We start from the raw sequence: 26,772 nt of genomic DNA, 5'->3' as shown, positions 1-26,772 counted from the left end.
GTCTTGTTCCTGCTGCCCTGGTGTACGCTGGTTGCGGCCACCACCGAGGAATCCGGCCCGCTGTTCTGGCTGGGTTCGGCACTGTTCCTGCTCGGGTTCGCGTGCCTGCCCGCGGCGATGTATCTCGGCCACGGGCCCGTGCAGTCGGACGCGGCCTCGATCGTCGGCGACACCTTGCTCGGCGTCATGTGGATGCTGTTCAGCTGGTCGGTGCTGGGCAATCTGGCGCGCGCGGGATTGACCGTCGCGGGCGTGGACGACCCGGCTCGCTCGCGGATCGTCGCGGCGGGCGTGCTCGCGGCCGCGACGGTGCTGGTGGTGTGGGGTGTGATCGAGGCGCGCCGGGTGCCGCGGGTACGCACGGTGGATGTCGCGATTCCAGGTCTCGGCTCCGCGCTGGACGGACTGCGCGTGGTCGTCGTGACCGACACCCATTACGCCGCGCTGAACCGGCTGCGCTGGTCGGAACGCGTGGTCGAGGTGGTCAACGCGCAACGGCCCGACATCGCCTGCCACGCGGGCGACCTCGCGGACGGATCGGTGGCGAAGCGGCACGCGCAGGTCGATCCGCTCGGCAAGGTCGAGGCCGAACTCGGCCGGTTCTACATCACCGGCAATCACGAGTATTTCGGTGACGCGCAGGGCTGGATCGAGCACATGGCCGCACTCGGCTGGCAGCCGTTGCACAATCAGCACGAGGTCGTGCGCCGCGGCGACGACCGGCTGGTGATCGCGGGCATCGACGACCCAACCGGCATCGGCTTGACCGGTCACGGCCCCGACCTGCCCGCCGCGCTCGCAGGGGCGGACCCGGACGTTCCGGTCGTCTTGCTCGCCCACCAGCCCAGGCAGGTCGCGGAGGCCGCGGCCGCGGGAGTGGCGTTGCAGATCTCCGGCCACACCCACGGCGGCCAGATCTGGCCGTTCCACTATCTGGTTCGCCTCGAGCAGCCCGTCGTGGCCGGGCTGAGCCGCCACGGCGAGCGCACTCAGCTCTACACCAGCCGGGGCACCGGATTCTGGGGTCCGCAGCTGCGGGTGTTCGCCCCGAGCGAGATCACCGTGCTGATCCTGCGTGCGGAGTCGGCGACCGGGTGAACCCCGGGGCGCCGGTCAGCGCGGGCCGGGCTCGGCGTCGGCGCGGCTGACGGCATCGGGTGCCGACGGCGGCGCAGGGGAATCGCCGGAACTCCACGCCTCGGTGACACCCGGAATGCCGTCCTGAACGATGTAACTGGCGCGGGTACGGATCGGCGCGCCGGGATAGCGGACATAGGGCACGACACGAAAGTCGTTGCGCCACAACCGGTGATCGAGTTCCACCCGGACGTACCCACGCTGGGCGTTGAAGAACTTGACGTCCGGATTCGCCGCGAGCAGACCGCGTCCCTTGTCGCTCAGGTCCACTCCGTCGCCGTTGCTGGTGATCGAGGTACCGGTGAATTCCGCCGCCACAACCGGTGATCCGGGATCGGAGTAGTCGCGCCGCAGGTCGGCGGCCTGGTTCTCGTGCCGGTCGCCGGTGATCACCACCAGGTTTCCGGCGCCGCGCGCCGCGGCGGCGCCCAGCACCGCGTTGCGGTCGGCGACGTATCCGTCCCACGCGTCGGTGGAGACGCCGACCCGTGGACCGGGGTCGGAGTCGTTCTGGCTCATGCCCACCTGGTTACCGAGGACCTGCCAGCGAGCCGGGGAGTGGGTCAGACCGTCGATCAGCCAATCGCGTTGTGCCGCACCGAGGATCGTGCGGTCGGGAGAGAAGCGCTCGGCGCAGCCGCTGACCACGGCGCCGCCGCAGGCCTGCGGGGTGCGGTACTGGCGCGTATCGAGCATGGTGATCTCCGCGAGGTCGCCGAACCGGAAACGGCGATGCAGCCGGATGCCCGCCGCGGACGGTAACTGCGCCAGGCGCAGCGGCTGGTGCTCGTACATGGCCTGGAAGGCGGCGGCGCGGCGCCTGCGGAACAGGGCGGGCACCCGCCAGATGTCGAGGCCGATGCCGGGCGCGTCACCGGCCCAGTTGTTGTCGACCTCGTGGTCGTCCATGGTGACCAGCCACGGGAACGCGGCGTGGGCGGCGCGCAGCGGTTGCTCGGATTTGTAGAGCGCGTAGCGCAGCCGATAGCCGGGCAGGTCGACGGCTTCGTCGCGAAAGTGGGGACCCATCGTGACACCCGCCCGCCCACGCAGCCAGGCCCGCTCGTAGATGTAGTCGCCCAGATGCACGACCAGATCCAGGTCTTCCCGGCTCATGTGCTCGTAGGCGGTGTAGTAGCCGGAACTCCAGGACTGGCAGGAGGCGAAAGCGAAGCGCAGCCGCGCCAGGGCCTGGCCGGGCGCCGGGGCGGTGCGGGTCCGTCCTACCGGCGACACGGCCGGCCCCGCCCGGAACCGGTAGAAATACCAGCGATCCGGGGTCAGCCCGTGCACCTCCGGATGCACGCTGTGGCCGAGTGCGCGAGTGGCCACCGCCGATCCACGTGCCACCACGCGGCGGAAGTACTCGTCGTCGGCGACCTCGTAGTCGACCGTGACCGGGTGCAGCGGCGTGCCGCCGAGGCCGTCGGGCGCCAGCGGGTCGGGGGCCAGCCGCGTCCACAGCACCACACCGTCGGGGGCGGGATCGCCGGACGCGACGCCGAGCGAGAACGGATCGCCGAGCCGGCGCGGGGCCGGAAAACGGGCACTACCCGCCGCTGCGGTGCCCGCCAGGACCGCGGCAGACCCCGCGGCGCCGAACCGGAACAGTTCCCGACGTGAGAGGGCCATACATCAGCGTAAAGCCGCGTACGGCGACGGGAAGGCGTCGCGCGAGCGGGTGCGGCGTCAGAGCAGGCCGCCGCGGCGAGCGTGATGCAGCGCGTCGACGCGGGAATTGGTGCCCAGCTTGCCGTAGATGCCGCGCAGGTGGGTCTTCACGGTGTTGACCGAGACCCCGAGGTCCTCGGCGATCTGCTGGGCGGTGCGACCGGAGGGCAACTGCTTGAGCACGGTCATCTCGGTGTGGGTCAAGGCGGGGTAGGCAGGCCTGCGCCGCGCCGCGGGATGACGGCGGATCGACTCCGCGAAGCTCTCCGCCCGGCCGAGACGGCCCGCGTAGCCGTCCAACAAGGGCATCGCGGCGGGCACGTCGAGGAACGGCCGCAGCAGCCGGTGCGGCGTCGCGGAACCCAGCGCGTTCTCCAGCGCGGCGAGGGCTTTGGCCGGAGCGCGGGACTCGTGCTGTGCCGCGGAGTAGAGCAGCCACCCGGTGACCGCGCTGACCGGACGCAGCTCGCCCGGGCGGTCCAGCAGTGGTTCGAGCACCGCGCAGGTCGCCTTGCGACGATCGGCCGCGGCGTGCAGTGCCGCATCGGCCAACCGCACCTCGGGCAGTTCGCCGACGATACCGCGGGCGCGTTCGACCAGCAGTTGCGCCGTCCTGGCATCGTGCACGCGCAGCAGCGCCCACACCACCGGCAGGATCAGGCTGCCGGTCGCCGCGGGCACCGCCTTGTGCTCGAGCAGGACGAGCAGGCTGCGGCGCAGCGCGTCGACCGCGGCCGACTGCTCCTCGGCTCGCTCGAGTTCGAGCAGGCGGCCCACGACGTGCGCGCGCCATCCCGCGACCGGACCGTGGGATCCGTCGTGGTCGACCCGCTCGGTGAGCACCGACGCGATCTGCGCCGCGCCCGGCGTCTCGCCTTGCAGGTAGGCGCCGTAAGCGGCCACGGCGGTCGCCTGGACGGCGTCGGTGGTCTCCAGCAGCCCGTGTTCCTCCGCGATCGCCAGCGCGCGCGCCGCGCGGTCCCGCATCGCGGTGGCGGCGTCGACGGCGTCGGCGGCGAACGCCAGCCGGGTCAGCGCACGCAGCACCAGGCGAGGGCGCCCCGCGTGCTCGGCCAGCGCGAGCCCGGAGTGCAGCAACTGTTCTCCACGCGTGACCGCGCCGCCCGCGACGAAGGCGGTGGCGATCTGGATCTCGGTGTACGCGTCGAGATCGGGATCGCCGGTCGGCGCGACGTCCTCCGGAGACTCGGGCAGCACCGCCCCGGTGGTCGCCGCGACGTCGATGGTCGCGGCGAGGGTGAGCGCGTCCAGCCGCTGCGCGTCGGCGAAGGAGGCCTTGGCCGCGCGCCGCGCCGCCGCGGTGTCCAGGCACGCCACCGCGGCGGCCGCGCTGCCCGCGACGAGAGCGTCGACGACGCGCACCAGCCAGAGAAAGGGGTCGTCGAGCAACGCCGGCGCCGAACGGGCCAGATGATCGAACAGCGTCCGGCCCGTGCCGTCGAGAACCATGCGCAGCGCGCACGCCGACAAGAATTCGCACAGTTGCTCGTGGTCCGCGCTCGCGAGCTGATGCGGCAGCGCGGTCTCGGGCAGCCCCGCGGTCCGCAACCAGCGGGCCGACCGGCGATGCAGTTCCGCGCACACGTGCGGCCCGAGGCGGCGAGCTTCGGCGAGGAAATAGGCGCGCACCAGCGGATGACAGGAGAACCAGACGTCGCCGTCGCGCACGACCGAGTCGATCGGGAAGCCGATCAGGTCGAGTTCGTGCAGCGAGTGCCCCGCACCGCCGCCCACGAGTTCGTCGGCGAGCTGCTCGGTGAACGCGACGGGAATGCTGGTGCAGGTGAGGAACCGGCGCAGCGTGGGCGGCAGTACCTCGACGAGTTCCCCGAGCAGGAAATCGGTGACCGCGCGTGCCGGGCGGGCGAGAACGGCGAGCGCCGCGGCGCGGTCGTCGGATCCGGCGGCCAGATGGATGGCGGCGATGCGCACGAGCGCGGCCCAGCCCCGGGTCAGGGCGCCGAGCGCATCGAGCTCGGCGCCGGTGAGTTCGCACCCGTGGTGGCGGCACAGCGCGTCGATCTCGTCCGCGGTGAAGGCGAGTTCGCCCGCGCCCCAGCGGGTCAGCCGCGCGTGCAGTTCCAGGACGTGCCAGCGGATCGGCGGAGCCGAGCGGGCGCACAGCATCGTCGTGACGGTGGGCGGCGCATGGTGCAGGAAATATTCGATACCCGCGAGCAGGAGCGGATCGGTGAGCAGATGAGCGTCGTCGAGCACGAGGATCGTCGGCGTCGTGCGCGCGGCCAGTGTCTCGACGAGCGCCGCGGCGTACGCGGCAGGGGGACAGGCGTCGGTCGTGGTCGCGATCTCGAACCGCTCGTGCAGCACCGTCCACAGCGACGCCGCGTCGTCGAGCTGCTCGGTGACGGTCAGCCAGGCGACATCGGATCCGCCCGCGGCGTGCCGGGCGGCCCAGTCGGCCGCCAGCACCGACTTCCCGGTCCCGGCGGGTGCGCGCAGCAGTAGTACGTGCCCGGTGCCGGACATGCTGTCGGCGGCGGCGTACAGATCGGGCCGGGGAATCGGAGTGAACGGCAACGCCGGTATTTCGGCAGCGGACCGCGCCGCGGCGGGGATGCGGCGTAGAGCGGGGACGTGCGATGTGGTCACCGTGCCTCCCGGGCCGTGTGCTGGCAGATCACTACCGCGCCTCGGTAGCGGAACATACCCGGTGCGAAGTCCGCTCGATCAGATCGTGTGTCGTCGTTATGGAACTTTCATTTCGCGCGAACGCGAAATATCGGAGTCATCCGAAACGGGTGAAGTGCTGGACGGGGCGACTGGTGGAGATTCGGAAGGCGTCCATTACTTCCCGAGAAAGGGGGCGACCGATGACGCACATGACCGAACCGGAGGCACACCCCGTTCGCCGTGGCATCGCGGCGGGCACGTCCATCGCGGCCGCGATCCTGCTGCTCACCGTCGGTGTGCTGTCGATCTTCGAGGGGATCTCCGCCGTCGCCGAGGACGAGCTCATCGTCGTCGGCGCCGACTACGTCTACAAGTTCGACACTACGACGTGGGGCTGGATCCACATCGTGCTCGGCATCCTCCTGGTCATCGCGGCGCTGGGCTTGATGACCGGCGCGACTTGGGCGCGGGTGGTGGCGATCTGCCTGGCCGCGCTGTCGATCATCGCGAACTTCCTGTGGCTGCCGTACTACCCGGCGTGGTCGATCCTGGTGATCGCGCTGAACATCGTCGTGATCTGGGCGGTCGCCACCTGGCGTCCGGAAGCCGTCTGACCGGGCGAACATTGTGGCATGTCACTACTCCGGCGTGCGGGAATCGTGGTCCGCCGGTGTGGGTGGGACGGGGGTGGCGGCGATACCGGCTCGGCGGGCAGCGTTGCGGAGAGCAAACTCCGGCGATCGCCCGGTGAAGTCGGGGTTTCCGCTGCCCCCATAGGTGAGGTTGTGGTATCCACCTTCGAGACCGCACTACGAATTCGAAGGGACGCCAATGCCCAGCAAGCCCCCGCTCGTTCTCCTGCACGGTGTCACGATGTCCGAACGGGTGTGGGATGACGTCACACCCTTGCTCGCCGCGCGGCACGAGGTGATCACGCCGACCGCGGTCGGGCATCGGGGCGGACCGCAGGCCCTGCGGCGTCCGGCCCGGGTCGAGCACTTGGTGGACGACATCGAACGGCGGCTGGACGGGCTCGGACTGCGCCGGGTACACGTCGCGGGTAATTCGCTGGGCGGCTGGATGGCCATCGAATTGGCCCGGCGCGGGCGAGCCGAGACCGTCTGCGCGCTCTCGCCAGCGGGCTTCTGGGAAGCGGGGGGCCGAAGCCGTTCGGCCGCGACCCGCCGCATCGCCCGCGAGGTGAGCACCGGGCGGCTGCTCGGCTTCCTCGCCCCGGTGGGCCTGCGCAGCGCGGTGGTGCGGCGAACGGCGTTGCGCAACATCGCCGTCCACGGTGATCGCGCCTGCGCGGCGCAGGCCATGACGTTCCTCCGGGACCTGCTCGGCTGCACCGTCACCGCCGATCTGCTCGGCACCGACGAACAGATCGCCGCGCTGGACCCGTTGCCGTGCCCGATCAGGGTGGCCTGGTCGGAGCACGATCGTGTGCTGCCCGCGCAGATCCACTTACCGATCGCGCGGGCGCGGCTGCCCGAGGCCGCGTTCTCGGTTCTGCCGGACACCGGTCACGTTCCGATGATCGACGACCCCGAGCTGGTCGCACAGACGATCCTGACCACCACGAGCATGACCGCCGCCGAGGCATCCTAGGGCTGCCCTGATTCGCGCGGCCGCGGCTCACGCTCCATGGGAACGGGCCGCTCACACGTCGAGCAGGTGCGGCAGTCCGGCGCGGTAGCGGTCGGCGTCGATGCGTTTCCACGGGTCGAAGACCGGCAGGGACACCAAGGGAAAGACCGGGACGCGGGGCGCGGGATCGTCGGCGGCATCGAGGATCGCGTTCGTGGCGGCGCGGCCGGATTCGTTGGCGCCCTCCATGGTGGCGAGGTCGATGTTGTTGCGCACGTGGTCGCCGCCGAAGAAGAGGTTCGGCACAGCGCAGCGGGCCTCCGGGCGATGGTCGTAGGAGCCGACGGTGTTGACCAGCAGTGGGGTTTCGTTGTGGATGCCGCTCGCGGTCCAGCTGACTCCGGGGTCCAGATGCCAGGAGCGGATGTCCTCGGGACGCAGCCAGCCCGTGCCGGTGTTGAGCCATTCGCTCAGCTGTGCCCACACCTCTTCGGCGATCTCGGCGGCGGTGCACTGTTTGGCCGTTCGGTGGAAGCGGATGCCGGGGGAGTCCCAGTCGGAGATGTCCACCGAAAGGCATTCCCGCACGGTGCCGTCGCCGTACCGGGCGGCGAAGTCGCCTACCCACATCGGCGCTTGACGCAAGGCGGTGAGCGCCCACGGCGAGCCGAGCGCGGCGATGTGGCCTTCCGGCAATTCGGTCGGGCGGGAGAGGTAGTACTGGATGCCGACCATCCAATCGGTCCGGAGTTCGCGCATGCCCGCCAGATGCGGGTCGGCGTCGATGATCTCGTCGCTCAGCAGCGCGACCGCCTTGTCCACCGGCATCGCGCACAGATACCAGTCCGCGGTGACCGCGCTGGAGCGGCCGCTGGGATCGGTGACGATTGCCGAGGCGATCCGACCGTCTCGCAGCTCCAACCGCCTCGCCCGCTGCCCCAGCGCGAATTGCACGCCCCGCGACCGTAGGTGCGTCACCCACGGATCGATCCAGGCTTCGTTGGTGGGGCGGTTGAGAATACGGTCGATACCGGCGGAGTATTGCGGGATCGCCCCGGTTCCCGCCAGGACCAGGGCCTCCCCGATGGTGCCGATCGTGCGGGCCGAACTCGACTGGGGTTTGGCCGCGACGGTGATGCGGGTGAGGGCGCTGACGAGGTATTCGCGGTAGGCCGCCGACTTGCCTTCGGCGCGCAGGATCTGTTCCCACGTCACGTATTCCCATTGCCCGAACCGCCGTTCGGTGCACGAGGTGAACCAGACGGCCATCTGTTTGGCGAAGAACGCCAGTTCGGCCGGGGGCAGTTCGGGAATGAAGCCGAAGGCGCCGATCAGCGTGTTCTGTATGCGCTGTGGTGTGAGCTGGTCGAGGCCCCCGAAATCGACCGGCGCGAACAGTGGCGGCCTGCCGCGGAATCCCGCGACCGTACCCTCGACGCGAACCAGGTTGCCCGCCACGCCATCGGCATTGCCGGGGAACGGAATTCGGCGCATGGTGTCCGGAAGATTCTGATAGCAGCCGGGGAAGAACCGGAAGCCGTGCTCGCCGGGCAGGTCCGCGCGGCCGTCGGCGCCGGTGCCCGGCACGCCCATACTGCGTGCCTTGCCGCCGAGGAACGCCGGTTCGTACACGGTGACCTCGTAGCCGCGTTCGATCAGTTCGTGTGCCGCCGAGAGCCCGGCGACTCCGCCGCCGAGAACCGCGACCGACTTTCCGCCGGTGCGTAGTCCTGGCGTTCGGCGCACTTCCGGTGGTGCGGCGTGGGCTGGGGCGGCGGCGACGGAGACTCCCGCCGCGAGCGCGCCGCGCAGCAGGTCGCGGCGGGTGAGGTCCAGGGTCGGCCGAGGGCGCGGGTCATGCATGTCGATCTCCTGAAGATGCCGCGAGACTGTCTCGCGGCGGCCGGGACGGGATGGCGTCGGCGGGCCCGGTGCTGGTGAAGGCCCGGGCTTCCCTTCGTTCGGAGACCGTGTCGCGGCATTCGCCGACCAGGTCGGCGAGGACGGGCCACGGTGCCCGCCACGAGTCGCGCAGCGCTCCCGCCGCGAACGCTGCGGCGCGTGCGGGAGTGAAGACGTCCTTCGGTTCGACGGTGCGGGAGAAGACTTCGGTGACCCGGTCGGCCAGCACGGGGTCGCCGGCGGCCTTGCGGTAGAGCTCGAACTCCAGCGGGCGCATCGCCGTGCCCCGGGCCAGGCGGTTGGTCCACTGGTAGACGCCTAGGCACTCGCGATCGCGCAGCTGTTCCCACGCGGTCAGGACGATGTCGAGATGCGCGGTGTCGTCGAGGGCGGGTGCGGCGAGTTCGCCGAGCAACCGGCCGTAGCGCAAGGCGTCGCGTATGCCCTGCGCGGTCACCGGGTCCTTGAAATGGCCCGCGTCACCCGGCAGCGCCCAGCCCGGCCCGGTCGAGCGCCGGAAGTAGGACGCCAGGCCGGTGGCCGCACGCACTCGCCCGACTCTGCGGCAGTCGCGCAGCCGCAGCCCAAGACCCGGTAGTCGGTCGATGGCCTCCTGATACCGGCGCTCGGCCCGACCGGCGCCCGGCTCGGGAGGCTGCGCGGGCGGTTGGACCAGGCTGAGCAGCAGACCGTCGTCGCAGGGGAACGCGGTGCCGAGGTCGGGACCGCAGCGCCATTGCGCGGCGACGTGCCGCTGGTCGGTCGCGCCGTCGTGCCAGTACGCGAAGTAGCAGTCCCGCCCGCTCGGTGCGGACAACCGGGGCGGGGCGGCGCCGACGAGCCGGGCCACCGTACTGCGGCGGCCGTCCGCCCCGACGATCAAGCGGGCGCGCACCTCGTGCACGCCACCGGCTTCGGTATAGCGGACGCCGACGCAGCGACCGCCGGACCACACCAGGTCGGTGACCCGGACGCCCTCTCGGATCCGCGCTCCGGCCGCGACGGCGGTGGCCACCAGCGCGGCGTCCAATCCGGTCCGCCGCACGCACATCGCGTGGCCGATGCCGTCCACCGGTGTGAACGACGACCGGACCTGAAGGCCGCCACCATCGGCGAAGGCCGTGGTCAGCGGGGGCGCGCCGAGCCGAAGGACGCGCTCGAGAGCGCCCACGCGGCGCAGTTCGGCCAGGCCGGCGGGCCACAGCAGGTGTGTCGAAAGGGTGTCGGACGGAAAGCGCGCCGAGTCCAGCGCGACGACGTCCCGCCCCGCCGTGGCGAACGCGATGGCGGCCGCGGAGCCCGCGCAGCGCGCGCCGACCACCACCACGTCGGTGTACTCGATTGCCGGAGAGGAGGATCCGCGCATCCCCGAACACCTCGGTCAGATAGTCTCGGACACTGTGTCCGATCGATCGTGAGCCGTGTGTGCCCGAATGTCAATATCGGTGCCGTGTCGGCAGAATGGACGCCATGGTGGGACGCACCCGACCGGCACAGCCGAGTAAGGCGGCCGCCGCGCCGCAGAGAGGAGCCGGATGCCCTCGCTGACCCGAGTCCCCAGAAGCGCGCGGAAACCGGTCGACGACCGGCGCGCGGAATTCGAACGACGTGTCCTCGCCGCGGTGGAGGAGTTGCTCGCCGACGGCACGCCCTACACCGAGATCGCCGTCCACCGGATCGCCGCCGCGTCGCAGTCGGCACGGTCGACGTTCTACCGGTACTTCCCGGACAAGAGTCAGCTGCTGATCAGGATGGCAGAATTAGCCACGGCCGATCTGTTCGAGGCCGCCGAGCGCTGGTGGCTCGCCGAGCACAGCGGGCGACAGGCCGGTGTGGTGGCTGCCGTGCGAACCATGATCGCGGGCTTCCGCGAGCACCGCTCCCTGCTGCTGGCGCTGAGCGAGGTGGCCGCCTATGACCGTGACGTCGGCGCGTATTGGCGCGGGCGGGTCGCGGAGTTCGTGCGAGTGGTGCGATCGCGATTGGAGACCGAGCTGGCCGAGGGCCGGATCAGCCCGGCGATCGACCCGCAGGCTACCGCCATCGTGCTCACCTCGATGGTCGAGCGGGCGATCGCGGCGAGCTTCTCGTCCGGGTCGGGAGTCACCGACGACGCCCTGGCGGAGGCGCTGGGCCGCGCCATCTGGTTGACCGTATACGGCGACGCACCGTCCTCCTGACGGATCACTCGGCGGCACAAGCGGTCCCATTGCTACAGTCGCGCCCATGACGCAACCCGGACCGCCCCTGCGGATCGGCATCCTGGGCGCCGCACGCATCGCGCCCGCGGCTCTCGTGCGGCCCGCCGCGGCGAGCCCGGACGTGGTGGTCGCCGCCGTGGCCGCCCGCGAGCCCGGACGCGGACGCGCGTTCGCCAGGAAGCACGGCATCGCGCGGGTCTTCGACAGCTACGCCGCACTGATCGCCGCACCCGACATCGACGCGGTCTACAACCCGCTGCCCAACGGTCTGCACGGCCGGTGGACCAAGGAGGCGCTCGCGGCGGGCAAGCATGTGCTGTGCGAGAAGCCGTTCACCGCCAACGCCGCCGAGGCGCGGGAGATCGCGGCGCTGGCCGCGACGTCGGACCGGGTGGTCATGGAGGCGTTCCACTACCGCTACCACCCGATGACCAGGCGGGCCGAGGAGATCATCGCCTCCGGCGAACTCGGCGAGCTGGTGCGGGTGGACACCGCGATGTGCTTTCCGCTGCCGCGGTTCTCGGATATCCGCTACGACTACACCCTCGCAGGCGGGGCGCTGATGGACGCGGGCTGCTACGCGGTCCACATGGCGCGGGTCTTCGGCGGCGAGAATCCGGATGTCGTCGCGGCGACGGCGAAATTGCGTGGCCAGGATATCGACCGCGCGATGAGCGCCGAGCTGCGCTTTCCTTCCGGTCACACCGGACGGCTGCGTTGCTCGATGTGGTCGTCGGACGTGCTGCGCATCGGTGCGCGAGTGGTGGGCGAACGCGGTGAACTGCGGTTGCTCAATCCGGTGGCGCCGCAGCTGCCGCGCAGGCTGTCGGTGCGTTCGGAGCGCGGCAGTCGCACCGAGCAGGTCTCGCGCCGCAGCACCTACGCCTATCAGCTCGACGCCTTCGTCGCGGCGGTGCGGCACGGCGAGCCGGTACTCACCGCGCCGGACGACGCGGTGGCGACGATGACGGTCATCGACGCGATCTACGCGGCGGCGGGTTTGCCGCTACGGCAACCGGCCTGACGCGGCGATCGCCTCGGTGTAGACCGCGACCAGGCGTTCGGTGAACCGGGACTGCAGCGTCCGATCCGCGTGCCGCGCCAGCACCTCGCGCATGGCGTCGAGCCGGTCCCGATGCTGCGCCAGCAGGCGCAACGCCTCGGCGAGCGCGTCCGTCGAGGCGTCGCGCGCACGGAATTCGCCGCCTTCGGGGACGGTTTCGGTGACGTCGGGGTCGCAGTGCAGCACCGGAATCCCGGCCGCGACCGCTTCGAGCAGCACCATGCCCTGCGTGTCGCACCCGGCGGACGGGAACAGCAGCACGTCGTTGGCACGCATGGCCGTAAGGCACTCCGCCTGGCTGACTTCGCCGTGCAGCCGGACCCGCTCACGCAGGCCGGGCCGGTCGACGGCCGAGCGCAGGCGCGTTTCCAGCGCTCCCGCACCGTAGATGTCCAGGGTGCAGCCCTCGGCCAGGCGCACCGCCTCGACGGCGTCCAACGGTCGCTTCTCCGCGGAGAAGCGACCGCACCACAGCACGCGCAGCCGCGGCCCCCGGTCGCGGGGACGCTCCGGGAGGGCGCGCACCAGATCGTCGTCGACTCCGTTGGACACCACGTGCAGCGGCCGATCCACCCCGTGAGCGGCCAACCGCTGCGCGAAATGCCGTGTCGGCACCACGACGTGGTCCGCGGCCTGTGCCTGCGCGACGAGCGGCCGCCAGGCGTGCCGCGCCGTTCGGCTTTCCGGCAGGCGCGGCAGCTCCTTGCGCAAGCCGACGAACCCGCCGTGCAGCACGCGCATGGTGAGGGCGGCGAGGTAGGGAAACGGCGAATTGCGTTCGATGAAGGAATCATCGCGGCTGTGCATGGACTGGACGACGGGAAGTCCGTGCCTGCGCGCGGCGCGCAATCCGGCGATGCCCGCGCCGTAGGTGGTCTGCGCGTGCACGACGTCGAAACCGCGCTCGGCGAAGACCGTGTCGATGAGGCGCGCGTTCCTGCGGGTCGGCAGCGCTACCGGATACCCGTTCACGCTCATTCCGCCCGTGGTCGTGAGAACGACGATCCCGGAGTCCGGCGGTGTGGGCTCCGGCGGGGGAATGGTGAACACGGTGACGCGATGCCCGCGCCGTTCCAGCGCCGCGCGTTGCGCGCGCATCGACGTCTGGATGCCGCCGAGGGTGGCGGGGTGGAAATCCGCGAACATCGCGACGCGCAGCGAACGTCCCTCGCCCGGTGGCTCGCTCACGCCGTATCCCGCGTTCGGGGTGTGGAGCAGCCGTCGAGGAATTCGAGGATGTGCCCGTACACGTCGAGTGCGGAGCCGCGTCCGAGGAAGGTGTCGAGATGGCCGTAGGAAGGGATCTCGACGTAGCGGACGTCCAGCCCGGGGTGCCGGGCGGTGAGCACGTCGTGGCACAGCTTGTTGGAGTCGAGCCAGACTTCGTTGCGGCTGCCCGACAACAGCAGGACCGGGCAATCGATCCGGTCGGCGTGGTCCAGCGCGTTCTCCGGTAGCACGCGGTAGCGGTCGTCGTTGTCGTTCCAGCGCTGCACGGCATGCGCCAGCTCCATCCGCCGCAACTGCGGCAGCACATGCACCGGGACCGGCCCGAACAGTTGCGCCAAGCGGTCGTGGGTGCGCGGATCGAGATGGTCGTGGACGAACAGCTCGGCACCCATGCCCCAGCCGCCGTGGACCATCCGGCAGGTGGGGTCTGTGCATTCCCCTTTCCGGGTGAGCAGCGCGTACAGCAGCGTTTTCCGCGACCACAGCCCGACTTTGCGGAAATCGGACTCGAGGTGATGGACGCGGGAGCCGAGCAGTTCGCCGCCGACGAGCACGCGCATCCGCACCGCGGCGCTCACTTTCGGAGTGAGGAACACGCCTTGGGCGACGACTCCGGCGAGGCCGGGCACCAGGCCCGCGGCCATGCTCATCGACAGCGCCAGGGCGCCGACGCAATGCGCGACCACGAACAACCGCTGGTCGCCGATGCGTCCGCGGATCTCCTCGACGGCTCCGGGTAGGTCGTAGAGCGCCACGTCGTCGAAGCTGAAACGCGGGCCTGCGGCGTTGTAGGGCAGCCGACAGCTGCCGCGCCAGTCCAGCAGCCACGGCTGGTATCCGGCGTCGACGAGAGCGTCGACGATCGTGCGGATCTCCGGCAGCAGGAACATCTCCGAGGACACGCCGTGGCCGTGGACCAACAGAACCGAGGGCCGCTCGGGATCGTCGACGACCACGCGCCGCAGGCCGAGCAGGGTCCCGTCGGCGGTGCGGAACGGGATCTCCTCCACAACCGGTGCGGCTCCGGGCCGGATGGGGGTGAGCATCAGCGCGACTCCTTCGCGTTGCGGCGCAGATCCAGCAGTTCGGTGCCCACGCGCAGCGCCGGTTCCAGCAGGCCCTTGCCGAGCTGGGATCCGAACCAGCTCAGCCACAACAGTTTCGCGGTCCGCCGCTGGCGTTCGGACAGGCGTGGGTCCACCTGGATGCCGTCGATCTGATCGGGCAGGTAGGTGTGCAGGGGGACCGCGACCTCGCCCGCGAGGCTCGCCGGTTGGTCCTCCCGGCCGAGTTCGACGGTCAACGTGCGTGCCTGCCGGATGATCGTGCGGCGCGCCTCGGCGTATTTGTAGCCCGACAGCCACCACGTCCCGCCGTCGGCGTCGCGCAGCGACAGCCGGTAGTGCATCAGCGGGTGTTTCAGTCCGTGCCGCATAGGGATGCCGTCGTGCGGACGCACCGACGCCACACCGGATACCGTGAGCGGGCTGTCGTGCAGACGCGCGCACCGCAGCTCGCCCCCGACATCGACTGTGCGCCCGGCCACCAGCTGGTGGGTGCTCGCGATGGACAGCCGCAGGTCGAACGTGCAGGGAGTGTCCGCCGCCGCGTCGACGGGCCCGATCGTGCCCACCAGGGTCTCCGCGAACCACAGATACGGTGGGTCCTCCGGCTGTGGCAGCCGTGCCAGGCCGGTGCCCGCGAGCATCTCCAGCGTCTTGTGTTGCGACCGGGCGCCGTAACGGACCGGTTGGGGCAGGTTGTGCGCGCGCAGGAAGGCGCGGGTGCGTTCGTCGGTCGCGGCCGGAACGGACGCCATCGTCTCCAGCGGATGACGCGCGGTAGGGCTGCCCAGCACCTGCGCCAGCGATTCCAGCTCCGGGACCGGCTCGGTGCGGATCCGCTCGACCACCTCGTCACACCAGGCGGCCCAGTGCCGCACCCGCATGTCCATGCCGATCGCCGCCGATTCACCCAGCATCTGCTCCAGCGTGGTCGGCGTGCCGGTGAGATGGTAGTTGTGGCCCCACGCCGTCGGTGCGCACACGATCGCCGCCGCGACCTTGCTCACCCAATCGACCGGGGCCACATGGAGATTGCGCAGCGCGGGGACGGTGCCGAACCGCGACAGCGCCGCGATGATGCCGCTGTTGAGGTCGCGCGGATTGTGCGCGCCGGTCTCGCGGTGCCCGCCGATTCCACCAGGGCGCAGCACCGTGACGACCAGTCCGTGTTCGCGGGCGCGCCGCAGGACGGCCTCGGCCGCCCATTTCGTCCGGTCGTAGCCGATCACGAGTTTGCCGATGTTCGCCACCGGATCGTCCTCGCCCATCGAGGCGATGCCGAGCTCGTTGAACACCGCGATGGAGGAGACGTGGTGCAACGGTTTCGGTCGTCCGGTTGCCGCCAGCCGGGCCAGGGTCAGCGGGCCGAGCACGTTGCCGCGGCGCAGCGACCGGTAGCCACGCAGGAAGTCGACCGCCGCGCCGACGTTGACGATCGCGTCGATCTCCTCCGCCAGCGCGGCCCACGCTTTCTCGGAGAGGCCGAGATTCGGTTCACGCAGGTCGCCCGGCAGCACTGTCACCCGCCTGCGCACCTCCGGCGACCACGGCAGCAGGAAACGCGTCAACGCGGCGGCCAGCCGGTCCACGGCTTCGGCGTCGTCGCGCGCGCGAACGAGGCAGACGACGTGGGCGTCGCTGCCGCGCAACAGGTCCAGCAGCAGGTGGCTGCCGAGGAAGCCGGTGGCGCCGGTGAGCAGAACACGGCGCGGCGCGACCCGCTCCGGCGGGTCGGTGAAGGGCAGCCGGTCGGCTCCGGCGACGTCGGCCATGAGCTGCGCGAGTTCGTCGTCCACGGTATCGGCCACCGGCGACGGCGTTTCGCGTTCGGTGGCTTCCGCTCGCGCGCCCAGCCAGCGCCGCGCCAGCCTGCGCGGCCGCGCGTCGGCGAACACGTCGTCCAACTCGAGGTGGACGTCGAGTTCCCTGGCGAGCGCCGCCACGAATTGCACCGCGGCGACGGATGTTCCGCCGCCGTCGAAGAAATCGGTGTCCGGCCCGAGAGGCTCGACGGTGAAGCGGTCGGCCACCTGGATGACCGCCGCCGTGAGCGACTCGGTGTCCCACGCGCCGGGACGCGCGATCGCCGCCGTCGCGGTGGCCACGTCGCCGCCCGCGCGGGCCAGCAACGCGGACACGTCCAGACCGCCGCCGCGTTCGATCGCCTCGGCGAGGTCGCGCCGATCGGCTCGCTCGGCGGGCGGCGGGTACGCGCCGTTCGGACTGCGCACAGGAAACTCCTTGTCGGCCATGGTCATCGCGCCCAGGATCGGAACGTGCGCAGACGCTCCAGCGGCACGTCGACCTCGATTCGTTCGCTGTCGATGTCGCCGCCGCCGAGCGCGGCGGCCAACCGGCGGGCGGGCACGTTGCGCGCGGTGCGGTGCACGGTCATACGCACCGTCGCGCGATCCAGCGACGCCGCGCGGTCGGCCAGCCAGCCGAGCAGGCGTTCCTCGACGCCGCGGCCGAGGGCGCGGCAGCTGAGATGCCATCCGCGCACACACAGCGCGGTCGCGTCGGTGTGCACCGCCAGCACGGCGATCGTCCCGTAGTCGCCGAACCGGTCGCGCGCCGCGGCGGTCCACACCTCGCCGTCCTCCCGCCAGCGGTCGACATCCTGGTCGGTGCTCGAGCCCAGCGCGAATTGGCTGGTGCGCCGGACCAGTTGGACCGCACGCGTCAAGCCGTGGTCCGACAGCGGCTCGACGGTCACCTCCAGATCCAGTTGGTCCAGGAACTGCGCGAAATCGACGTGCTCCCTGGCCAGGTCGCGTTCGCGCTCGTGCCGGTAGAACTCCGCACGGTCGGCGTCCTCCGCGGTCACCGCCACCGGTGTCACCGGCCACAACCGGGTCAGGAACGCGGTCAGCTCCTCGATCGGGGGACAGGTCACCGCGAGCACTTCCGGCAGGCGGGAACGCATCTTCGCGATCTCGACCGGGTTGTCGTCCAGATAGACCACCTCCTCCAGCGCGAGGCCCAACGTTCGCGCCGCCGCCTCGAGCCGGTCGGTCTTGCTGTCCCACCCGGTGCAGACGAGGGTGAAATCGGTGGCGCGCAGCGGACTGTCCGGGCGGTCCAGCACCGCTTGGACCGAGTCCTCGTCGTTGTTGCTGATCAGCACCAGCAGCGTGCCCGCGGCGCGCCATTGCCGCAACCGCCGCGCCAGCGTGCGCCGCGGCGGATCGAAAGTGACCGCCGCGGGGCCGATCTCACCCACCACGCCACTCCACAGTGTGTCGTCGCCGTCCACGGCGATGACCTTCGGCGCGGGCAACAGGGCCGTGCGGGCGACGGCGGCGAGCGTCAGCGCCACCGCCGCCTGGAACTCCTCGGTGAACGGCAGGTGTGCCAGCGCGTCGGTCTGCGCGTCGAAGCGATGCGCCACCCGGTGGTCGCGAGTCCAGTCGGTTTCGGTGAGAACCGCGACGCCAGGGATCTCCCGTAGCCGCTCGGCGGTCAGCCGGTCCCACCGCGTCAGTCGCCCATCGGGTTCGGGCGACGGGAGGACGCCGACGATGATCGGAACGCGCGCGCGTTCGGCGGCTTCCCGGACGGCGGCGGGATACCGCGCGGCAAGTTCGTCGAGATCGTCGTCGGTGAGCGGTCCGAATCGCTCCAGGTCCGCCGCGCGCAACAGCACGATGCCCAGGGCGGTCGACGGTTGGGCGAAGACCCCGGACGGGTCGCGCAGCCCGGCCAGCACGTGGTGGTACGGCGCCTCGAACACGGTCGGACCGTGGATGCCGTGAGCGTGTGCCGCCGCGCGATACAGATCCGGCAGCTTGCCCAGCGCGAACGTGGCCGCGAACGCGACGCCGCGCGGCGCCTCCGGACGCGCGGGGCGCACCGGCAGCCCGGGACGCTCCACCACCTCCTCGAGCAGCGCGAGGTAGTCGCGCCCGAGCCGGGTGCAGCTCGCGTCATCGATGATGTCGGCGTTGTAGGTGAACCAGATGCGGTCCGCTCCGGCGAGCACCGCCACCATGAGGTCGAGATCGGAGTATCCGGTGCCCACCGGAATCAGGTCGGCGCGGTGCACCGGCGCATCGGCCCGCAGATAGTTGAAGTACACCTCGACCAGCGGCGCGTTGTCCCGATACAGGCCCTCCGCGGCGAGCGTGGCGAGCACGTCGGAGAAACCCGCACCCGGCACCAGCAGGCGCCGCAGCCGGTCGCCGGACCTGCGCAGTAGGTCGTCGATCGACTCGCCGGGCTCGACGGTCGCCGGATACGGCACGGGCACACCGAAGTAGCCGACCGCGGTCGGCGCGTCGGCGTGGATGCGGGTGTCCACCGGCACGGCGAGCGCGAAACGATCGGTGTCCTGCCGCCGGGCGAGCAGCACTGTCAGCGTGCCGAGGAACAGCGCCGCGGGCGTGATGCCCAGCTCCCGAGCGCGTCGCGCCGCCCGCTCGCGCAGCCCCGCGGGCAGCTCCAGCAGCACCTCGCCGGCACGGTGGGTGCGCTGAGCAGGCCTGGGCCGGGCGAGGGTGAGTTCGAGGCGGCGGCATCCGGCGAATTCCGCGCGCCACTCGGCGTCGGGCTCGGCCTGCGGCGCCTGGGCGGCGAGCAGATCGTGCATGTCCTTGTTGGACAGCGTGTCCGGGAACTGGGCGCCGGACAACTCGGCGCCGATCTCTCCGGCGATCAGCACCATCGACTGGACATCGCACATACCGTGGTGGGCTCCGAAGACGAGCTCCTGCTCGCCGGAATCGGAACTCAGCAGTTCGAACCGCCACAGCGGCCCCTCCGCCAAGTCGAACGGCTCGCGCATCAGCTCGCGGAACCGGACGCGCGTGACGGCGTGATCGAGCCGGTCGACGGCCGACGAGCGCAACAGCGGCCCGCCCGGTCGGGACCGCACCTGCAACCGGGTGCCGTGCTCGTCGCTGGGCACGATCACCGTGCGCAACGCCGCGTGCCGCGCGGCGAGGCGGTCGAGAATCGCGTCCAGTTCGGCGTGTTCCACCGTCCTGGGCAAGCGCATGGCCAGCCCGCCGGTCTGGGCGACGCTCGGAATGCCTTGCTGGGCCGTGCGCAGCAGCCGCATCAGATCGCGGGTGACGGGCAGCGTGACGACCTCGGGGACGTCCTGGTCGTCCGGGCGCGCGGCGGGCTCGCCCGTCTGCGTGCGCGCCGCCTCGCCGACGAGATATTCCGCCAGCGCGGCGGGACTGCGCCCGGCGAAGATCTCGCTCAGCGGCACCAGGATGCCGGTGTCGTCGCGCAACCGGTTGCGCAGTTCCACCGCCATCAGCGAGTCCATGCCCAGCCCCTGGAACGACCGGTCCGCCGCGATGGCCTCCGCACCGGAGTGCCCGAGCACGTCGGCGGCCCGGCGCGCCACCACGTCGATCGCGATCGCGGTCGCCTCGGCGGGCGGCAATCCACGCAGCCGCTCGGCGAACCGGGACCGCACCGACGGGTCGGCGGCGTCGCGGTGCACGACCGTTCGGCGTGAAGGCGGACGGATCGTCCCGCGCAGCAGCAGCGGAGCATATGGTGCGCGCCGCATCGCGTCGGCATCGATCCGCAGCGGCGCCAGCACCGGCTCGTTCCGGCGCAACGCCGCGTCGAAGGCGGCCAAGCCGTCGCGCGCGCCGAGCGGGCGCACGCCGGAGCGTTCCATGCGCCGGATGTCGGCCGCCGCCATCACCTCGTGCATGTCCAGGCTCCACGGACCCCACGCCAGCGACTGCGCGGGCAGGCCTCGGGCGACGCGATGGGTGGCGAGGGCATCGAGGTAGGCGTTGGCGGCGGCGTAGTTCGCCTGCCCGGGATTGCCGAGAAGGCCCGCGACCGAGGAGAACAGCACGAAGCACGACAGGTCCATGCCCGAGGTCAGCTCGTGCAGGTGATACGCCGCGTCGACCTTCGGCCGCAGCACCGCTTCGAGCCGTTCGGGCGTCAGCGAGCCCAGCGTGCCGTCGTCGAGCACCATCGCGGCGTGCACGACGCCGCTGAGTGCACGTCCGCGCAGCATTTCGGCCAGCGCGGCACGGTCGGCCACATCGCAGCGGGCGAAGACCACGTCCGCGCCGAGACCGGTGAGCTCGGCGCGCAGGTCCTCCGCGCCGGGGCCGTCGGCGCCGCGGCGGCTGGCGAGCAACAGCTTCGTGACCCCGTGCGCCCGCACCAGATGCCGCGCCAGCAGCGAGCCGAGCCGCCCCGGCGCTCCGGTGACGAGTACGAAACCGTCGCCGAAATCGGGGGCGGCACCACCGGACACCGGAGGACGCACCAGACGCGGCGCGAACAGGACGCCGTCACGCACCAGCGCCTGTGCCGCACCGGAGGCGAGCACCGTCGCGACGTCGACCTCGGCGTCAGCACTGTCGACCAGCACGATGCGGTCGGGGTTCTCCGACTGCGCTGTGCGGGCCAAGCCCCAGACCGCCGCTCCCGCGGTGTTTTCGATGTCCTCGCCGGGCAGCGCCATCGCCCCGCGGGTGCGTACCACGATGGTCGCCGCCGCGAGTCGCGGATCGTCCAGTGCCGCCTGCAGGCCTGCGAGCGCGTGCCGCACCGCCGTGTGCACCGTATCGATCGAATCGCCTCGAGCGGCTTCGATGATCACCGCGTCCGGCGCGGGCTCGTGCGGACCGAGCCGCGACCAGGCGACGGCGGTGACCGGCCGCGGCGTCATCGGTGTCGGAAGCGCCGACCACTCCGGCCGGAACAAAGTGCGGTGCGCGGCGGACAACGCGCTGTCGAGCAGCTTCGCCTCGGGTGCGGGCCGAAGGAGCAGCGACCGTATCGACACGACCGGTTGTCCGGTGTGATCCTCGGCCATGACCCGCACCCCGCCGGAGTCGTCGAGCGAGATCCGGACCCGCAACGCCGTCGCGCCGGAGGCATGCAAGCGCACGCCGGTCCAGGCGAACGGCAGCAGCGCCGAACCACTCTCGTCCGCGCCCAGCAGCAGCGCCGCGTGCAGCGCGGAGTCGAGCAACGCGGGATGGAGTTCGAAGCGTGCGGCATCGCCGTGGGCGTGCTCCGGGAGCGCCACGTCGGCGAAGACGTCCCCGCCGCGCCGCCACGCCGCGCGCACCGACCGGAACAGCGGCCCGTAGCGATGCCCGCGATCGGACAGTCGCGTGTACATGTCCTCGACGTCGACGGCCGTCGCTCCCGCCGGAGGCCACCGGTCGGCATCGAGGCCGCCGGAATCGGTCTCGTCCGTCGCCGCCAGGATCCCGCGGGCGTGCAATGTCCACGAGGTGTCGAGATCGCGTTCGAGTCGCGAGTGGATCGAGACGGGTCGGCAACCGTCGGCGTCGGCGTCGGCGACCACCACCTGGATCTGCACCGCGGCCTCCTCGGTGAGCACCACCGGGGCGTGCAGCACGAGTTCGCGCACGTTTCCGGTGTCCACTTCGTCACCGGCGCGGATGGCGAGTTCGACCAGAGCGGTGCCGGGCAGGACGACCGCCGCGGGCGCGGCATGCTCGGCCAGCCACGGATGGGTCCGCAGGGAGATCCGGCCGGTCAGCGTCACGCCACCGGAATCCGGTTGCGGCACAACGGCGCCCACGAAAGGATGGCTCGCGGACCGCAATCCCAGCGCCGCGGCGTCCTCGGACACCGATTCGGTCCAGAACCGCCGCCGGTCGAAAGCGTAGGTCGGCAGGTCGACGCGGCCGTGCGCGGGCGTGAGGCGGGTCCAGTCGAGGTCGTGGCCGGCCACCCACAGCGCGGCCTGGGCGCGGGCCAGGCTGCGCGGACCGTCCTGGTCACGCACCAGCGAGCCGACCGCGACGACCTCGTGACCGGTGTCCTCCGCGACGGCTCGCACCGCCGTGGTCAGCAGTGGATGCACGCCGAGTTCGACGAAATACCGGTATCCGTCGCCGATCATCCGCTCGATCGTGCTCGCGAACCGGACCGGTTCCCGCGCATTGCGGTACCAGTAGTCGGTGTCGGCGGGGTCGGTCATCCGCCCGCCCAGCACCGTCGAGTACCAGGGAACGACCGGCGCGGCGGCGGCCGCCCCGGCGAGTTCGTCGAGCAGTTGCCGCCGGATGGGCTCCAGCAGAGCGGAATGCCCGGCCAGCGCGGGTCCCGCGGCCAGCATCCGCACGTCGACCTGTTCGTCCTCCAGTTCGCGCACGAGCGCCTCGACCGCCTCGCGCGCTCCCGCCACGACCGTGGAGCGGGGGATGTTGATCGCCGCGATCGATACCGCTGTGTCCGATGCCAAGCGTTCTTCGAGTCGCTGTGCGGGCAGGCCGATCATCGCCATCGCGCCCTGCTCGGTGATGCCGGCCATCAGGCGGCTGCGTGTCACGACGACGTGGGCGGCTTCGTCGAGGCTCAGCGCACCGGAGACGTAGGCCGCGGCGATCTCGCCCTGGCTGTGGCCGATCACGGCATCCGGTATGACGCCCGCGTCCCGCCAGGTGGCCGCCAGCGCCGCCATCGTGGCGAACAGCAGCGGTTGCACGAGGGTGAAGTCGCCCAGTTGCGCCGCGGTGAGACCGAACAGCGCGGTCGCCAGCGACCATCCGGTGCGGTGCCGGAACGCTTCGTCGCAGCGCGCGAACTCGGCGCGGAACACTTCGGAGCGAGCCAGCATGTCACGTGCCATCCCGGCCCACTGCACGCCCTGCCCGGGGAAGACGAATGCCGTCTTGCCCGCGGTGAGCGCCGCGTCCGCGCCCACGACCACATCGGGCGCCGCTCGGTGCTCGACCAGATCGCCGAGTGCGGAGAGCATTTCGCCCCGCTCGCCCGCCACGACGACGGCCCGCCATTCGAACGGCGTGCGGTGCAGAGCCAGCGAGCGGGACACGGGTGCGGGATCGAGTGTGGGATCTTCGGTGAGGTGATCGAGCAGGCGTCGGGCTTGACCGTGCAGCGAGACCCGATTGCGTGCCGAGATCGGCAGCAGCGCGATCCCGCGACCGCCCGGTTCGTCGTCGAACGGGCCGGACTCGTCGTCTACGGCGGGCGCTTCTTCGAGAACGAGGTGGGCGTTGGTGCCGCTGAGCCCGAACGCGCTCACTCCGGCGCGGCGGGGCCGATCGCCTCTCGGCCACGGCGCCGAATCGGTCCGCACGGCCAAACCGCTGCCGTCCCAATCGATCTGCGGCGTCGGCGGCCCGTCATGGGCCATCCCCGGTATCCGCTCGTGTTGCAGCCCGAGTACCAGCTTGACGACGCCGCCGATGCCGGCCGCCGCTTGGGTATGGCCCACATTGGATTTCAGCGAACCCACGCCGAGCGGGCGTTCGGGCTCCCGGTCGGGACCGAAGACGCGCGCCAAGGCGCGTGCTTCGATCGGATCGCCGAGGGCGGTGCCGGTGCCGTGCGCCTCCACGTAGTCCAGGTCCGCGGGCCTCAGCCCGGCGGCGCGCAACGCCGCCTTGATGACCTGCTCCTGCGCGAATCCGTTGGGCGCGCTGATACCTTGGCTGCGCCCGTCCTGGTTGACCGCGGAGCCGCGGACCACGGCCAGCACCCGGTCGCCGTCGCGCCGGGCGTCGTCGAGCCGCTTCAGCAGCACCAGACCGGCGCCCTCGGCCCACACCGTGCCGTCCGCGCCCGCCGAGAACGGCGCGCACCGTCCCGACGGCGACAGCACACCGAGTTTGCACAGCTCCACGTGCGCGGTCGGTCCCATCAGCAGCGTCGCGCCGCCGGCCAGGGCCAGATCGCATTCGCCCGCGCGCAGCGCCTGCGCGGCCAGATGCATGGCGACGATCGATGAGGAACAGGCCGTGTCGAGGGTGACGGCGGGTCCGTGGAAACCCAGCGTGTACGCGACCCGCCCGGAGGCCACACTCGGGGAGAGCCCGGTGCCGACCTGCCCGTTCAACTGGCTCGGAGCGGGGTCGGCGAGATAACCGGTGCTGTACACCCCGAAGTACACCCCGGTCGTGCTGCCCTGCAGCTGTCTGGGGTCGCGGCCGGACCGTTCGATCGCCTCCCAGCTCAGCTCCAGCATGAGCCGCTGCTGCGGGTCCATCACCGCCGCCTCGCGCGGGCCGATGCCGAAGAACGCGGCGTCGAACTGGTCGACCTGGGTGAGGTAGCCGCCGCGGAAGGTGTAGGCCTTGCCTTCCGCCGCCGGATCCGGGTCGTAGAGCCCGTCGACGCTCCAGCGTCCTGGCGGCACCTCCGACAGGCCGTCGCGTCCGTCGTCCAGCAGGCGCCACAACGCTTCCGGATCGTCGGCGCCGCCGGGAAACCGGCAGGCCATCGCGATGATCGCGATGGCGTCGTCGCTGCGCTCCTGCTGCAGACCGGGCGCGTCCTCGGTTGCGGTATGGTGCAGCGCCGCCACGACTTGCGCGATGGTCGGGTGCTCGAAGAACAGGTTGGTGTCCAGACTCCGCCCGACCCGGTCGGAGAGCTCCACGACCAGTTCCACCAGATCCGCCGAGCCGAGACCGAATTCGACCAGCGGCCGGTGCACGTCGATGCGCGCCGGATCGAGGTAGGCCAGCCGGGCAATGATCTCCACCAGCCAGCTCCGCATTTCCTCGGCGCCGAGCGCCTCGCCTCGCGGTGCGCCCGACGGTGCACCGACCTCGTCGAGTTCTCCGCGGACAGGCGACACCGGCGCGAACTCGTCGTCGAGATACGCCGCGCGGCAGGCTTGTCGCTGAACTTTGCCGCTGCTGGTCTTGAGGAGGGCGCCGGGCCGGATCAGGACCACCGATCGCAGCGTCAGCGCGTGTTCCGCGCCGATCGCCGCACGGATCGCTGCTTCGGCGTCGGCGAGCTCGGCGGGATCCTCGGTGCGCACTTCGGCGACCACCACGGGCAGCTCTCCGTCGATGCCCCCGTCCACCGAGAACGCCGCGACGCACCCCGGGCGGACGGCCTCGTGCGCGGACTCGACCGTCGACTCCAAGTCCTGCGGGTAGTGGTTCTTGCCGTCGATGATCAGCACATCTTTGCGCCGGCCCGTGACGAACAGCTCACCGCCGGAGAAGAATCCGAGATCGCCGGTGCGCAGGAAAGCGCGATCGTCATCGTCCAACCCGGCATGGAAGGTCTCGGCGGTAGCCGTCTCGTTGCCCAGATACCCTGCGGCGACGCTGGTTCCGGTCACCCAGATCTCGCCCTCGACGCCGTCGGCGCACGCGGTGTGCCGGTCGGGATCCACGATGACGATCGACAGCCCTTCGGCCGGGCTCCCCACACCGACCAGCTCGGACCGGCCGGGCGGCAGGATCACCGTCGGCGGCGCGCCGAGCTGCGCGGCGCTGACGATGAGCGTGGCCTCGGCCAAGCCGTAGACCGGCTGGAACGACTCCGCCCGGAATCCCGTACTCGCGAAGGTGTCGGCGAACCGGCGCACCGTGGCCGGACGCACCGTCTCCGCACCGTTGAACGCCACTCTCCAGCAGCTCAAGTCGAGGCGGTCGATCTGTTCGGAAGTCATGCGGCGCAGGCACAGCTCGTAGCCGAAATTGGGGCCGCCGCTGGTGTGCGCGCCGAACGCGGAGACCGCTTGCGGCCAGCGCTCGGGGCGCTGCAGAAAATCCTTGGGCGACAACAGCACCGCGTTCGCGCCGACGAACATCGTCTGCAACACGGGGGCGATGAGCCCCATATCGTGATACATCGGCAGCCAACTGACGAACAGCGCGTCGGTGAGCGAAGCCAGCAGATCCGGCGTATGGCCCAGTGCCGTGGCGATGGCGCGTTCATTGTGCAGCAGGTTCGCGTGGGTGACCACGACGCCGCGCGGCGCGCTCGTCGAACCCGAGGTGTACTGCAGGAAGGCGACCGAGTCCGGCCCGACGGCGGGCCTGCGCCACGAGTCCGCCGCGTCGTCGGGGATCTCGTCGGTCGCCAGCCAGGCCGGCTCGCCCAGTTCGGGCAGGTGCTCGATCGGCGCGGTGGCGTCGGCGCGGACCTGGGCGGTGGTGAGCACCGCGTCCACGCCGGCATCGGCGACCAGGTGCCGCAACCGCCGCAGGGACCGGGAGTCCAGCTGCGGTAGCGGGGCGGGCACGGCGACGACGTCCGCGGCCAGACAGCCGAAAAAGCTTGTGATGAAATCCAATCCGGACGGGTACAGCAGCAGAGCCCGGCGGATGCCGCGATCCTGCAACGCGGCGGCGATCGCCCGCGCCCGGGCAGACACCCCGGCATAGGTGATGTCGTCGATGGGGCCGTCGGCGTCGCCGGTCCGCAAGAAGCGGTACGCGGTCGCGGCGGGCACGGTCTCGCCGCGGGTGAGCAGGATATCGAGGAACGAACGGTAATCGGTCATGCGGTACAACCTTCGGAACTCGAC

13 protein-coding genes are annotated in these 26,772 nt (G+C 71.3%); 5 read left to right on the top strand and 8 right to left on the bottom strand.

Annotated elements, in window-relative coordinates; translation table 11 throughout:
* Positions 1 to 1,098 (top strand): metallophosphoesterase (locus tag ACFV2O_RS34370; protein ID WP_379255820.1); only part of this gene is annotated, 1,098 nt, incomplete at its 5' end.
* Between the two features lie 15 nt (positions 1,099 to 1,113).
* Here ACFV2O_RS34370 and ACFV2O_RS34365 read toward each other — a convergent pair.
* A complete protein-coding gene (locus ACFV2O_RS34365) occupies positions 1,114 to 2,769 on the bottom strand; it encodes an alkaline phosphatase D family protein (protein WP_379255819.1) in 1,656 nt (551 codons plus the stop codon).
* A gap of 57 nt (positions 2,770 to 2,826) precedes the next feature.
* On the bottom strand, positions 2,827 to 5,439 hold the full coding sequence (locus ACFV2O_RS34360; protein ID WP_379255817.1) for a LuxR C-terminal-related transcriptional regulator: 2,613 nt from the start codon (positions 5,437 to 5,439) through the stop codon (positions 2,827 to 2,829).
* A 221-nt stretch (positions 5,440 to 5,660) separates the two neighbouring features.
* Here ACFV2O_RS34360 and ACFV2O_RS34355 point away from each other — a divergent pair, with 221 nt between their 5' ends.
* Both ACFV2O_RS34355 and ACFV2O_RS34350 read left to right on the top strand, forming a co-directional pair.
* Positions 5,661 to 6,074 (top strand): hypothetical protein, encoded by a 414-nt coding sequence (locus ACFV2O_RS34355; protein ID WP_355080529.1) that lies wholly within the window; start codon positions 5,661 to 5,663, stop codon positions 6,072 to 6,074.
* Positions 6,075 to 6,291: 217 nt separating this feature from the next.
* Entirely contained in the window at positions 6,292 to 7,071 is a 780-nt protein-coding gene (locus ACFV2O_RS34350) for an alpha/beta fold hydrolase (protein ID WP_379255815.1), read from the top strand.
* A 51-nt stretch (positions 7,072 to 7,122) separates the two neighbouring features.
* Here the strand turns inward: ACFV2O_RS34350 and ACFV2O_RS34345 are convergent, their stop codons facing one another.
* Both ACFV2O_RS34345 and ACFV2O_RS34340 read right to left on the bottom strand, forming a co-directional pair.
* Positions 7,123 to 8,913 carry an FAD-dependent oxidoreductase gene (locus ACFV2O_RS34345; RefSeq protein WP_379255814.1) on the bottom strand — a complete coding sequence of 597 codons (1,791 nt, stop codon included), beginning with the start codon at positions 8,911 to 8,913 and terminating at the stop codon, positions 7,123 to 7,125.
* Entirely contained in the window at positions 8,906 to 10,318 is a 1,413-nt protein-coding gene (locus tag ACFV2O_RS34340) for an NAD(P)/FAD-dependent oxidoreductase (RefSeq protein WP_379255813.1), read from the bottom strand. The genes ACFV2O_RS34345 and ACFV2O_RS34340 overlap by 8 nt, the downstream gene beginning before the upstream one ends.
* Positions 10,319 to 10,487: 169 nt before the next feature.
* On the opposite strand from ACFV2O_RS34340, the gene ACFV2O_RS34335 reads away from it, so the two are divergent.
* Positions 10,488 to 11,132 (top strand): TetR/AcrR family transcriptional regulator, encoded by a 645-nt coding sequence (locus ACFV2O_RS34335; protein WP_379255811.1) that lies wholly within the window; start codon positions 10,488 to 10,490, stop codon positions 11,130 to 11,132.
* Positions 11,133 to 11,178: 46 nt separating this feature from the next.
* The gene (locus tag ACFV2O_RS34330; RefSeq protein WP_379255809.1) at positions 11,179 to 12,177 is read left to right on the top strand and encodes a Gfo/Idh/MocA family protein; all 999 of its coding nucleotides are present in this window, start codon (positions 11,179 to 11,181) and stop codon (positions 12,175 to 12,177) included.
* Here the strand turns inward: ACFV2O_RS34330 and ACFV2O_RS34325 are convergent.
* From ACFV2O_RS34325 to ACFV2O_RS34310, 4 genes are read right to left on the bottom strand one after another with little or no spacing between them, the layout of a single operon-like run.
* Complete coding sequence (locus ACFV2O_RS34325) at positions 12,160 to 13,404, bottom strand: glycosyltransferase (protein WP_379255807.1); 1,245 nt, start codon at positions 13,402 to 13,404, stop codon at positions 12,160 to 12,162. The genes ACFV2O_RS34330 and ACFV2O_RS34325 overlap by 18 nt on opposite strands.
* Entirely contained in the window at positions 13,401 to 14,492 is a 1,092-nt protein-coding gene (locus tag ACFV2O_RS34320; RefSeq protein WP_355080543.1) for an esterase, read from the bottom strand. The genes ACFV2O_RS34325 and ACFV2O_RS34320 overlap by 4 nt, the downstream gene beginning before the upstream one ends.
* Complete coding sequence (locus ACFV2O_RS34315; RefSeq protein ID WP_379255805.1) at positions 14,492 to 16,768, bottom strand: thioester reductase domain-containing protein; 2,277 nt, start codon at positions 16,766 to 16,768, stop codon at positions 14,492 to 14,494. Before ACFV2O_RS34315 ends, ACFV2O_RS34320 begins: the two co-directional genes overlap by 1 nt.
* Positions 16,765 to 26,748 (bottom strand): HAD-IIIC family phosphatase, encoded by a 9,984-nt coding sequence (locus ACFV2O_RS34310; protein ID WP_379255804.1) that lies wholly within the window; start codon positions 26,746 to 26,748, stop codon positions 16,765 to 16,767. The genes ACFV2O_RS34315 and ACFV2O_RS34310 overlap by 4 nt, the downstream gene beginning before the upstream one ends.
* Between the last annotated feature and the right edge of the window lie 24 nt (positions 26,749 to 26,772).

This window comes from Nocardia sp. NPDC059691, assembly GCF_042733915.1.
GTDB lineage: Bacteria > Actinomycetota > Actinomycetes > Mycobacteriales > Mycobacteriaceae > Nocardia > Nocardia sichangensis.
This window is presented reverse-complemented; position numbering and strand designations above follow the sequence as displayed.